Origin of the sequence: Planococcus chinensis, assembly GCF_020071995.1 — a bacterium.
Taxonomy (GTDB): Bacteria; Bacillota; Bacilli; order Bacillales_A; family Planococcaceae; genus Planococcus; species Planococcus chinensis_A.
This window is the reverse complement of record NZ_JABWTK010000008.1, coordinates 67,215-79,565: the sequence shown is the minus strand read 5'-3', so window position 1 is coordinate 79,565 and position 12,351 is coordinate 67,215. Positions and strand designations below refer to the sequence as shown.

Sequence of the window (12,351 nt, the reverse complement as noted above, 5' to 3'; positions counted from 1 at the left end):
TAATACGGGGTGAAATAGAACGAAAGGCGGTCAATTATGAGTTCTTTGGACAAGATGTGGGTCTCCTTTGCGGGTATTGCTTTTTTAATGATTTCCATGGGACTGATTTATTTAAGCAGATATAAATTAAATAACGGCATATTGAAATTCCTTTTTGCATTAACGGCTTATATTCTTCTGATACTCGGATTTTTTATCATGGTATTCATAATACTTAGCGGGCCGACAGGCGGCGCTTGAGGTGATGAAAATGAAAAAAGGATTATTAGCGATTACGCTGTTGATTAGCGTTTTGTTATTGAGCGGCTGCATGTTCCCGGAAAGTGAACGCGCAGAAAATCAGATCCCTTATGAAGACCAGATTATTTCTGTGCAAAATGCAGTGAACCAGTTCCGGGGAGCCAGCAGCGGATTGCTGCCAATCAAGACCCGGGATATGGACATCGATCAATACATCAAATACCCAATTGATTTTTCTAAGATATCTCCGGCTTATTTATCGGAAATCCCGCCGAATGCTTATGAGTCCGGCGGCATTTACCAATATGTGCTGATGGATGTTGAGGAAAATCCGACTGTGAAATTGGTTGATTTGCGCCTTACTGAAGCCATCCGTTCGATTAACATCCGGAAAAGTGCCAACGGCGGAAAAGCGCCGATTGCCGAAATTATCGATGATAATGTCTACAAGCTTAATTACAAAGCAATGGGGTTCCAGGAAGAGCAAACCGTAGCGAGCCCGTATAGCGGCAAGAATTTGCCTTTTGTGGTAAATGGCAAAGGCGAAGTGTTTGTTGATTATTCGATGGACTTGTATGAAGCGCTTCAGAACTATGAAGGAACTTTGGAACCGGGACAAGACATCCGTTTCTTGCTGTATGAAGACAGTCCGATTGTTCCAGCTTATTCACTTCCTTATACCGTGGATGAAAAAAATGAACCTGTCTTTAAGAGTGAGTAATGGCGCGGTTTAAAGCGATTTTTCATTAAAATGTAAGAATTTAGGAAAATATCACCATTATTTGCATGCTTTATTGCAGAACCGCGCTATTAGTGGTTGCTATGCCATTTTCGATATGATACTCTTTTTACAGGATTGAAGGAATGCATCCCCTTTGAGAGGAGGTGAATAGCATGAACAAGACAGAATTAGTGAACTCTGTTGCTGAAGCAGCTGAACTTTCTCGTAAAGATGCTGCGAAAGCAGTTGACGCTGCATTTGAGGCGATTCAAAACGCTCTAACTCAAGGTGACAAAGTGCAATTAATCGGATTTGGTAACTTTGAAGTACGCGAACGCGCAGCACGCAAAGGCCGTAACCCGCAAACGGGTGCTGAAATCGAAATCGCTGCTAGCAAAGTTCCTGCATTTAAGCCAGGTAAAGCGCTTAAAGATGCAGTGAAATAATCTTCAGTGCAGTACATAGAATGGCTTTTTCGTGACTATTCACGTAAAAGCCATTCTTTTTTTAAGCCTACAGTTTTGCGATTGGGTCTGATTATATGCTACGATTCATGTGAGAAAAACGCGGAAAGCCTAATCGGCTGCGGCAGCCGGATATCGCATGCCTTTGCTCATCGTGTTCTTCGCCTCGCTCAACGTGCAACCTGCTAATGGCCAGTGCCGGGAAGTGAAGTCCAGATGGCTAAAACAGGACAACTGAAGATTCGTCTTTAACAGGAGGAAACAAAGTGATAGATATAGATTCTAAAAAAGTAGATTTAGATAAAATTGAAAAAGCGGTTGCTATGATTCTGGAAGCGGTTGGGGAAGATCCCGGCAGAGAAGGATTGCTGGATACACCGAAGCGCGTTGCTAAAATGTACGCCGAAATTTTTTCTGGCTTAAAAGAAGATCCGAAAGATTACTTCAGCACAGTTTTTCATGAAGGGCACGAGGAAATGGTTCTGGTAAAAGACATTCCTTTTTATTCGACTTGTGAACATCACTTAGTGCCATTTTTCGGCAAAGCCCACATTGCCTATATCCCGCGGGATGGAGTCGTTACCGGGTTAAGCAAACTGGCACGTGCAGTAGAAACGGTGGCAAAGCGCCCCCAACTGCAGGAACGGATTACGTCAACGCTTGCCGATTCTTTAATGGAGACATTAAATCCTCACGGCGTCTTTGTGATGGTGGAGGCCGAGCATATGTGCATGACAATGAGAGGCATTAAAAAGCCAGGCGCTAAAACGATTACAGCAGTGTCTCGGGGCGTTTTGGAAACCGATGACATTAAGCGCTCAGAAATCATTACGTACATCAATATGAAGTAATACAACTATTTTTAGAAGAAGCAGGTGGAGAAATGGCACAAACAGAATATATCGTGATTCGCGCTTTAGAAGACGGCGTCAACGTGATCGGTTTAACTCGCGGCAATGATACGAAATTTCACCATACAGAAAAGCTGGATACCGGTGAAGTAATGATTGCGCAGTTTACGGAACATACATCAGCTATGAAAATTCGTGGCAAAGCAGAAATTCAAACAGCCCATGGCATAGTAGAAAGCGAAGCGAAAAAATAGGCGTTATTGGATGAAGGCATGCCTTTGCTTATGGTATACTATGGTAATATGGCTAAATCATGAATGGAGCAAGCAGGATGAATGAACAACTAATACATTCGAAAATCACTTCTATGGAAATCGATGTCTTAAGAGCTGTCAAACAGCGGACTCTCGAAAAATTCACAGAAGGTCCATCAGTTGAACGGGCACGTTTGTTTTTTTTGCTGTTGCCTTATTTTGACGAAAAACATTGGTCGGGTGAAATAGAGGCATCAGCAAAAACGGTTTCAATTGTTTATGCTGCGCTTCATGCCCATGATCGAGTCAAAGAAAATGCATCCGCAACGAAGAAGCAGCAGTTAACTGTATTGGCTGGCGATTTTTACAGCGGCATTTATTATCAGATGCTGGCAAACTTAAATAACATTACGATGATTCAGCGCTTGGCAACAGCGATCATCAAAGTGAGTGAAAAGAAGGCCTCATTCCATGACGGCTTAGACCGGACGACCGCGGAGATTGATCGTTCCGTGCAGCAAATTGAAACGGAATTATTGGCTACATTCTATAATTTCTACGGTTTTGATAAATATACGCCTTTGGCGACTTTGATGCTCAGTTACATCCGCTACAAAGATGAGCTGGAATGTCTGCAAGGCGGCAGCGAAACGCGAATCATCCGTTCGTTGAATGAAACTCTTCAGCATCCGCTGCATACAGAGCGGTGGCTTCTGGAGAAACTGGATTACTTGCATGACGAAATTTCGCTCACCATCAATTCCTATAATTTCAACTATGACTTAAAGAACTTTATGCTCCATCAAATAACCCCGCACCAGCATAGAGCTGAGCAGCTTACCCGAGAAGGATGACTGATATGCAAAAAACGAAAGAACAACGCGTACATGAAGTTTTTGAAAAAATTTCGGACAATTACGACCAGATGAATTCAGTAATCAGTTTCCAGCAGCACAATAAATGGCGCAAAGACACAATGGATAAAATGCAGGTCCCTAAAGGCGCGGCTGCTATTGATATCTGCTGCGGTACAGGGGATTGGACAATCGCCCTCGCTGAAGCTGTTGGAGAAAACGGCAAAGTCGTCGGACTGGATTTCAGCCAGAATATGCTAAATGTAGGAATCGACAAAACCAAACATATGCCGCAAGTTCAAATGATTCAAGGAAATGCCATGTCTCTGCCATTCCCGGACAATTCATTTGATTTTGCCACAATTGGTTTCGGTCTTCGCAATGTACCCGATTACTACCAAGTACTTTCAGAAATGCATCGCGTGTTAAAACCGGGCGGCATGATTGCGTGCCTTGAAACATCCCAGCCGAATAATTTATTGTTCAAACCGTTTTTCCGTTTTTACTTCCGGTTTATCATGCCGGTATTCGGCAAGCTATTCGCGAAGAGCTATAAAGAATATTCATGGCTGCAGGAGTCGGCAAAGGATTTCCCAGGCATGAAACAACTGGCGAAACTGTTTACTCAAGTCGGTTTTGAAAAAGTGAAGTACAAACCTTATACTGGAGGCGCAGCAGCGCTTCATTTAGGAATTAAAAAAGTAAAATAGCGGGAGAAGGTTGTTAAGTGGAAAAGGTGAAGCTGAAATTGCTCTATTCCGACCTTAAACCGGAGTTGGATATGATTGAAAAAGAATTAGAACAGGCAGTGGATTCCGAGTCTCTCCTTTTAAACGATGCTTCTCTTCATTTATTGCAGGCCGGAGGGAAACGGATCCGACCTGTTTTTGTTTTGCTTGCAGGCAAATTTGGCAATTACAATATTGATGTGATGAAACAAGTTGCCGTGCCTTTAGAGCTGATTCACATGGCGTCGCTTGTGCACGATGATGTCATTGATGACTCTGAAACCAGAAGAGGGAAGCCGACAGTGAAGGCGGAATGGAATAATAGTGTTGCCATGTATACGGGTGATTTTATCTTAGCCCGTGCATTGGAATACATTTCCGAAATCGATTCCCCGAAATTGCATCATATTCTTTCAAAAACGATGATTGAAGTGTGCCGGGGAGAAATCATCCAAATTGAAGACAAATACAAACTGGACCAGAATTTGCGGGATTATCTGCGTCGCATTAAGCGCAAGACCGCCTTGCTGATTTCGAGCAGCTGTGAACTGGGGGCTTTGGTATCGGGAACGGATGAAAAGACCGCTGCCCACCTGCGCAGATTCGGTTATTTTATCGGCATGTCTTTCCAGATTATCGACGATATCCTGGATTTCACGTCGACAGACGAGGAACTAGGAAAACCGGCAGGCAGCGATTTCATCCAGGGCAATATTACTTTGCCGATCTTATGTGCCCGGAAAAATCCGGAAGTGTACAGTCTGTTGAAAAACAGTTTAGGGAAAGAGCTGACCGAGTCTGAACGACTGGGCATTGTCAAAACAATCCGTGACAGTCCGGCTATCGATGAAGCAAAAGCCATCAGCGAACGCTATTTGCAAAAAGCGCTGCAAGAACTCGCTTATTTGCCTAAAAGCCCGGCCAATAAAACCATGCGCAAAATTGCGTTTTTCATTGGCAAAAGAAAGTTTTAAGATGCCGGTTGACAAATAGCACCAAACTGATAGTATTTTTTAAGGTGGGCGAAAAGCCCGAGCTTTTAATAGAGGAGTGTTCATAATGGAAAAAACTTTCTTGATGGTTAAACCTGACGGCGTTCAACGCAACGTAATCGGCGAAATCGTAGCACGTTTTGAGAAAAAAGGTTACCACTTGGTAGGCGCTAAATTGATGCAAATTCCAACTGAATTGGCTGAAGAGCATTACGGCGAGCACAAAGAACGCCCATTCTTCGGTGAATTGGTTGACTTCATCACTTCAGGTCCTGTATTTGCAATGGTTTGGGAAGGCGAAAACGTTATTTTGACTGCACGTCAAATGATGGGCGCTACAAACCCTAAAGATGCAGCTCCAGGAACAATCCGCGGCGACTTCGCAGTTACTGTCGGCAAAAACATGATCCACGGTTCGGATTCAGCAGAAAGCGCTGAACGCGAAATCGGCTTGTTCTTCAAAGAAGAAGAATTGGTATCATACGAAAAAACAATCAACAACTGGGTAAACTAATCCAGACAAAAAAGCAGCCTAGCTGCTTTTTTATTTTGGCTTTTTTTATAGAGTGAAGTTAAGGAATAAAGAAGTGCTGCTTCTTTCCTTGCTTCCGGCTGAGGCGGGGAATCTTCTCCTTTGATGCGGATTCAGCTGCCATACATAAAAAATATTTGTTTCCTTGCTCAACTGCCCAATTTATTTGGGCAGTTTTTTATTGCGCAATAACAGTTATTGAGTCTTTGAGCAATCAATGAAAGAACAATGAAGGTTAAAATTCCCAATTGATTGAAGTTTCACTTTATCTGAATTTGGGATAGAATTGATGAAATACTATATGTTATAGTGATACATAAATACTTTAGTGCGTTGAAGGGAGAAAGTGTCATGCGTTATTTAACAGCAGGAGAATCACACGGTCCGCAATTGACGGCCATAATTGAGGGGTTGCCGGCACAATTGCCGTTGACTGCAGAAATGATCAACAAAGAACTGAAAAGGCGGCAAGGCGGACATGGACGCGGCCGGAGAATGCAGATTGAGAAAGATACAGTTGAAATCGTGTCAGGCGTGCGCCATGGCAAAACGCTTGGTTCACCGGTAGCGTTAGTGGTGAAAAACGACGACTGGAAACACTGGACGAATATCATGGGCATTGAGCCGATTGAAGATACAGATGAAGTGAAACGCCAGCTGTCGCGTCCCCGTCCTGGACATGCCGACCTGAACGGCGGGATGAAGTATGGCCACCGTGACCTTCGCAATGTGCTGGAACGCTCTTCTGCACGGGAAACAACCGTACGTGTGGCTGTTGGAGCCGTAGCCAAACAATTGCTGTCGCAACTGGGTGTGGAAATTGTTGCCCATGTAACAGAAATAGGCGGCATTAAAGTGAATCCGGAAAGCTACCTTGGAAAATCAGCGGCAGAAATTCGTGAAATTGTAGAAAACGATGCCGTTTATTGTGCAGATCCGTCTGTGACGCAGCAAATGACCGATTTGATCGATGAGACGAAAAAGAACGGCGACTCGATCGGCGGAACCGTTGAAGTGATCGTCGAAGGGATGCCGGCTGGAATTGGCAGTTATGTCCACTATGACCGCAAACTCGATGCAAAAATAGCGGCTGCTGTCATGAGCATCAACGCGTTTAAAGGCGTGGAGTTCGGCCTTGGTTTTGAAATGGCCAGAAGACCGGGAAGCGAAGTGCACGATGAAATCCAGTGGACAGAAGGCACTGGCTATACGCGCAAAACGAATAACTTGGGCGGATTTGAAGGCGGAATGACAACCGGCATGCCGATTATCGTCCGCGGTGTCATGAAACCGATTCCGACCTTGTACAAACCGCTCCAAAGTGTGGACATCGAATCGAAAGAACCATTCCAGGCGAGCATCGAGCGTTCAGACAGCTGTGCAGTTCCGGCAGCTTCCATCGTCGCTGAACATGTCGTGGCGTGGGAAGTGGCGAATGCCTTGCTTGAACAATTCGATGCAGACCAGATGCCCCGCTTGAAAGAAAATCTGCAGAACTACTTAAACTACACAAAGGAGTTCTAAATATGAAAGCACTTCGAGTTGAAGCCGATCATCCGTATATGGTCCATATCGGACAAGACGTTTTTAAGCTGTTCTCGGATACATACCGTGAACTGTTGGATTCTGCTGACCGCATCGTCATTTTAGCCGATGAGAAAGTTGCGGAACTTCATCTGGACTCTCTGCTGTCCCATATGCGTCCTTATGAAGCCAGCGTGTTGTTGATTCCATCGGGTGAACAGGCAAAATCCGTTCAGACATTTATGGACTGCCACAGCTTTTTGTTGAAGGAAGGCTGTTCCCGGAAATCGCTTTTACTGGCATTCGGCGGAGGCGCGACGGGAGACGTGGCTGGATTTGTCGCCTCGACATTCATGAGGGGCATTCCATATATCCAGATTCCAACGACGATTCTCGCACACGACAGCGCAGTCGGCGGCAAAACGGCCATCAACCATGAACTTGGAAAAAACATGATCGGCACATTTTACCAGCCGGCGGCAGTGCTCTACAATATCCAGTTCCTGAAAACATTGCCCGAGCAGGAAGTACGCTCCGGCATGGCGGAAGTGATCAAGCATGCGTTCATCTCCAATGAAGCGTGGTTAGGTGAATTGCTGGAAATCCAGTCGTTTAATGAACTAACGGATGAAGAGTGGATGCTTCACTTGGAACGGGGGATTGCAGTAAAAGCTGCGATCGTAGAAGAAGATGAATTTGAAGGCGGCGTCAGAAAATATTTGAACTTCGGCCATACCCTGGCCCACGCCGTCGAAGCGCATCTTGGATACGGGAAAATCACCCACGGGGAAGCCGTCGCTTTAGGGATGGCTTATGCTTTAACGCTATCTGCACATCCCCGCACGGAAGAATTCCTTTCTTGGTGCCAAGTGAACGGATATCCCTTGGAGAGAATTTTGAAGATTTCATTTGAAGATGTAGTCGGCTTCATGAAAAAAGATAAAAAATCATCTAAAGGCTCGTTGGATTTTGTATTGCTGGAAACAACGGGACAACCCTATATGAAAACGATTGATGAAGCGGAAGCGGAAACGGTATATGGACGATTGCGTGAAAAAATAGGAGGGATGTTGAAATGATCCGAGGAGTTAGAGGCGCTATTACAGTTGGAGCCGATCAGCCAGAAGAAATTTTGCGGGAAACAAGCCGGCTTGTTTTAGAAATGGCAAAAGAAAACGGGATCGAACCGGATGACGTGGCATCGGTTATCATCTCGACGACTACAGACATCGCTTCTGCTTTTCCGGCAAAAGCAGTGCGGACACTTGAGAATTGGACATATGTGCCGGTCATGTGCACGCACGAAATGGATGTGCCCGGCAGTTTGCCGCTTTGCATCCGTGTGATGATGCATGTCAATACCAGTGTAGCCCAAAAGGAAATTCAGCATATCTATTTAAATGATGCTGTAAAACTGCGCCCGGACCTGGTTCGGAACAATGAGGCGCAGATGCTATGAACGCTCAAGTGCTGATTATCGGGCTTGGCTTGATTGGCGGGTCCTTGGCAAAGGCACTGCAACGGCACGAGGGTGTGCATGTAGCCGGCTATGACGCGGACCCGCATACAGCCAGAAAAGCTTTTAAAATGGGAATCATACATAGCTCGCCTCCATCTCTTGAAAGGGCAGCCGCAGAAGCGGATGTCATTGTTTTTGCCACTCCGGTCGGCACAACGATCAAGTTAATGGAGCAAAGCAAGTTTTGGGATTTAAAGAAAGAGGTCATCTTAACAGATACCGGCAGCACAAAACACCAGATCATGGAGTCTGCCAAAGGACTGGGCCGCACTTTTATTGGCGGACATCCGATGGTGGGTTCGCATAAAAGCGGTGTTGAAGCGGCGAAAGAAGTGCTGTTTGAAAATGCCTTCTATATTTTGACGCCATTGGAGAACACCAGCGAAGAAAGCATCGCTTTTTTAAAGGAGCTTTTGTCGGTGACAAAAGCGAAAGTCGAAGTGCTGAAAGCGGATGAGCATGATTATATGACGGCCATTGTCAGCCATTTTCCGCATCTAATTGCGGCGTCGCTCGTCCACCAATTGGCCAAAGAAGAAGAGTATCCATTTGCGCGCCAGCTGGCAGCCGGCGGTTTCCGCGATATCACGCGGATTGCCTCTTCCAATCCCGAAATGTGGCGGGATATTACCACGCAGAACAATGGCATGATTGTCCAGCAATTGAGCAACTGGATGGATGAAATGGAACAGCTCCGGGACTTGTTGGTCCGGAACGAACCGGAACCGATCCAGGAGTATTTCCAACGCGCCAAATCGGTGCGGGATGAACTGCCGATTGCAGGCCACGGGGCGATGTACAGCGTCTACGATTTATACATCGACATCCCGGATGTTCCCGGAAGCATTTCCGAATTGACCGGCTACTTGGCTGAAGAGCAAATCAGCATTGTCAATCTGCGCATTTTGGAAACCCGTGAAGATGTTTTCGGAATTTTGGTCATCAGTTTCCAGACGCCGGAAGACCGTGAGCGGGCAAAAGAATGCATCAGCAAAAGAACAGCGTACGATACGTATATTTCCTGAAAGGAAGGCCATGTCATGACTTTGACTTTATCTTATTCAAACCCTTCGCTAAAAGGGACAATTCAAGTGCCGGGAGATAAATCCATTTCGCACCGGGCAATCATGTTCGGTTCGATGGCAAGCGGAACAACAACAGTAGAAGGATTTTTGCTTGGCGATGACTGCTTGAGCACAATCAGTTGTTTCCGGAAATTGGGCGTCGACATCGAACTGGACGGGAAAACCGTGACGATTACGAGCGGCGGCGAAGCATCCTGGCAAGAACCGTCTGAAGTGCTCGATACCGGAAATTCGGGAACCACTACCCGTCTCATGCTCGGACTGCTTGCAGGCACTTCGTTCCACTCGGTGATGGCAGGCGATGAATCGATCGCCAAGCGCCCAATGAAACGCATCATCAATCCGCTGCGAGAGATGGGGGCGGATATCCGGGGACGGCAGGACGGGCAATTTACGCCGCTCGCAGTCCAAGGCACCAAACTTTCGGCCATCAATTACACCTTGCCGGTTGCGAGCGCCCAAGTGAAATCTGCGATTTTGCTGGCAGCGTTAAAAGCGGAAGGCAAAACAGTGATCACTGAACCGGTAGCGACCCGTGACCATACGGAAATCATGCTTGAACATTTTGGTGCAGTGATTACGAGAAAGAATGGTTCCATAGAACTCGAAGGCGGCCAAAAACTGACGGCAGCCCATGTCCAGGTGCCGGGTGATATTTCTTCTGCGGCGTTTATGATTGGCGCTGCATTGATTACCGGGCAAAGTGAAGTGGTTTTGACCAATGTCGGAAGCAATCCGACCCGCACGGGGATCCTAGACGTCATTGAACAAATGGGCGCCGATTTCGATTTGAAGGAAAGAGCGGTCGAAGGGGAGCCATCAGCCGACTTGACCATCCGTTCTTCCAAATTGAACGGCATCGAAATCGGCGGAGACCTGATTCCGAGATTGATTGATGAAATTCCGTTGATCGCCCTGGTTGCGACTCAAGCGCATGGCACTACGGTCATTAAAGATGCCGAAGAGCTGCGCGTAAAAGAAACAGACAGAATTGCTGCTGTTGTAGCAGAACTGTCCAAAATGGGCGCGGACATCACGGCCACTGAAGACGGCATGATCATCAACGGGCCGACGCCATTAACCGGCGCGGACATGAAAACATACGGAGACCACCGGTTGGGCATGATGGCCGCGGTTGCAGCATTGGCGGCAACCGGAGAAGTGCATATCGACGACCCCGACTGCATCGCCGTATCCTTTCCAAATTTTGTCGAACAGATGAATTCGTTGATCAATTAGCTCCCCGAATGGGGGGTTTTTTGTTATGATTCGAACACACTTTCGTGTAGGATGGAAGTATGAAACTGAAAGAATAGGTGATAGCATGACAAGCATTAAAGACATTCAAAAAGCAGTGGAGCAAGGCGATCCAGATTCCGTCAATGCCTTACTGGAACCGTATTTATTGAACGGCGATCCGGATGAGCAATACGATTTATCCGAGTGGCTGGCGGATATCGGCTATGTGGAAGAAGCGATCAAAGTCCTGGAGCATCTACAGTATGTATTTCCCGAAGAATCCCAGCTGAAAGTCGACCGCGCCAATCTGCTGATCGAGGTGGACCGGGAAGATGAAGCGCTTAATACCTTGATGGAAATCCCGAAAGGCGACGAATTATACCCTCAGGTGCTCGTCACACTGGCGGACCTGTTCCAGCTGCAAGGCCTTCTGGAAGCTGCAGAAAGCCGCTTAAACGAAGCGATAGAGCTGCTGCCGGATGAGCCGCTGCTGTATCAGGCGAAAGCGGAGCTGCTGCTTGACTCTGGCCGCTATTTGGAATCCGCTAAAATTTATCAGGATTTAAAGGAACAGCAAGTCGTGATCGAAGGAGTCAACCTTTCTGAACGGCTGGCAGAAGTCTATAGTGCAGGCGCAGCTTATGAAGAAGCGCTGCCTTATTACGAGGAAGTGCTGAAAGACCAAATACAGCCGGACGTATTGTACGGTGCTGCTTTCGCAGCATTCCAGACTCGCCAATATGAACTGGCCGTCCGCAGATTAAATGAATTGATCGAGATCGACCCGGATTATTTCTCGGCCTACCTGCTCCGTGCCCAAAGCCTGAACATGGCCGAGGATTACGAAGCCGCCTATTCCGCAATCTTGGAAGGCATCACGCGGGATGAGTTCGACAAAGAACTTTATTTGTTTGCCGGAAAACTGGCATTGAAACTTGGCAAGGCACAAGAAGGAGTCGACCAGTTAAGGCAGGCAATTGCTTTGGACCCTGAGTATATGGAGGCCATCTATACACTGGTTTCTTATTTCCATGCGGAAGAAATGGACGAAGATCTGCTGGAACTGGCGGAAAGCGTTGTCGCCAATGAAGACGACTGGGCAGGAATTTATCCCATGATCGCCGAAGCATACGAGCGGACCGAACAATTCCAAAAAGCGGCAGTTTATTTCGAAAAAGCCTATCCGGCTTTCCGCGACGATTCGAATTTCCTTGAAAAATACGCAAGATTTTTGATTGAGGAAGGGAATAGGGAGAAAGCCCTCGAAATCATTAAAGAACTTCAAGTGTTGGAGCCGGAAAACCCGGATTGGTTTGACTGGCAACAATCGTTTGAGTGAAAGGAGGAA

General features: G+C 46.5%; 15 protein-coding genes. All 15 read left to right on the top strand.

The window, feature by feature from the left end; all coding sequences use genetic code 11:
- Positions 1-36 precede the first annotated feature (36 nt).
- On the top strand, positions 37-240 hold the full coding sequence (locus HU147_RS13825) for a DUF2768 domain-containing protein (RefSeq protein WP_036801887.1): 204 nt from the start codon (positions 37-39) through the stop codon (positions 238-240).
- A gap of 10 nt (positions 241-250) precedes the next feature.
- A complete protein-coding gene (locus HU147_RS13820) occupies positions 251-961 on the top strand; it encodes a hypothetical protein (RefSeq protein ID WP_224076896.1) in 711 nt (236 codons plus the stop codon).
- Between the two features lie 173 nt (positions 962-1,134).
- Complete coding sequence (locus HU147_RS13815) at positions 1,135-1,407, top strand: HU family DNA-binding protein (protein WP_036801889.1); 273 nt, start codon at positions 1,135-1,137, stop codon at positions 1,405-1,407.
- 284 nt (positions 1,408-1,691) lie between these two features.
- On the top strand, positions 1,692-2,276 hold the full coding sequence (gene folE / locus HU147_RS13810; RefSeq protein ID WP_036801892.1) for a GTP cyclohydrolase I FolE: 585 nt from the start codon (positions 1,692-1,694) through the stop codon (positions 2,274-2,276).
- Positions 2,277-2,308: 32 nt separating this feature from the next.
- On the top strand, positions 2,309-2,530 hold the full coding sequence (mtrB, locus tag HU147_RS13805) for a trp RNA-binding attenuation protein MtrB (protein ID WP_036801894.1): 222 nt from the start codon (positions 2,309-2,311) through the stop codon (positions 2,528-2,530).
- 77 nt (positions 2,531-2,607) lie between these two features.
- The gene (locus HU147_RS13800; protein WP_224076798.1) at positions 2,608-3,384 is read left to right on the top strand and encodes a heptaprenyl diphosphate synthase component 1; all 777 of its coding nucleotides are present in this window, start codon (positions 2,608-2,610) and stop codon (positions 3,382-3,384) included.
- 5 nt (positions 3,385-3,389) lie between these two features.
- Positions 3,390-4,094 (top strand): demethylmenaquinone methyltransferase, encoded by a 705-nt coding sequence (locus HU147_RS13795; RefSeq protein WP_224076797.1) that lies wholly within the window; start codon positions 3,390-3,392, stop codon positions 4,092-4,094.
- A gap of 26 nt (positions 4,095-4,120) precedes the next feature.
- Positions 4,121-5,086, top strand: coding sequence for a heptaprenyl diphosphate synthase component II (gene hepT / locus HU147_RS13790; RefSeq protein ID WP_224076895.1), 966 nt, complete (start codon positions 4,121-4,123; stop codon positions 5,084-5,086).
- A gap of 85 nt (positions 5,087-5,171) precedes the next feature.
- Positions 5,172-5,618 (top strand): nucleoside-diphosphate kinase, encoded by a 447-nt coding sequence (ndk, locus tag HU147_RS13785; protein WP_036801903.1) that lies wholly within the window; start codon positions 5,172-5,174, stop codon positions 5,616-5,618.
- A gap of 369 nt (positions 5,619-5,987) precedes the next feature.
- A complete protein-coding gene (aroC, locus tag HU147_RS13780) occupies positions 5,988-7,160 on the top strand; it encodes a chorismate synthase (RefSeq protein ID WP_224076796.1) in 1,173 nt (390 codons plus the stop codon).
- 2 nt (positions 7,161-7,162) lie between these two features.
- On the top strand, positions 7,163-8,239 hold the full coding sequence (aroB, locus tag HU147_RS13775; protein ID WP_224076795.1) for a 3-dehydroquinate synthase: 1,077 nt from the start codon (positions 7,163-7,165) through the stop codon (positions 8,237-8,239).
- The gene (gene aroH / locus HU147_RS13770) at positions 8,236-8,619 is read left to right on the top strand and encodes a chorismate mutase (RefSeq protein WP_224076794.1); all 384 of its coding nucleotides are present in this window, start codon (positions 8,236-8,238) and stop codon (positions 8,617-8,619) included. Before aroB ends, aroH begins: the two co-directional genes overlap by 4 nt.
- On the top strand, positions 8,616-9,704 hold the full coding sequence (locus HU147_RS13765) for a prephenate dehydrogenase (protein ID WP_224076793.1): 1,089 nt from the start codon (positions 8,616-8,618) through the stop codon (positions 9,702-9,704). Before aroH ends, HU147_RS13765 begins: the two co-directional genes overlap by 4 nt.
- A gap of 15 nt (positions 9,705-9,719) precedes the next feature.
- The gene (gene aroA / locus HU147_RS13760; RefSeq protein WP_224076792.1) at positions 9,720-11,003 is read left to right on the top strand and encodes a 3-phosphoshikimate 1-carboxyvinyltransferase; all 1,284 of its coding nucleotides are present in this window, start codon (positions 9,720-9,722) and stop codon (positions 11,001-11,003) included.
- Between the two features lie 85 nt (positions 11,004-11,088).
- Complete coding sequence (locus HU147_RS13755) at positions 11,089-12,342, top strand: tetratricopeptide repeat protein (RefSeq protein WP_224076791.1); 1,254 nt, start codon at positions 11,089-11,091, stop codon at positions 12,340-12,342.
- Positions 12,343-12,351: the final 9 nt, after the last annotated feature.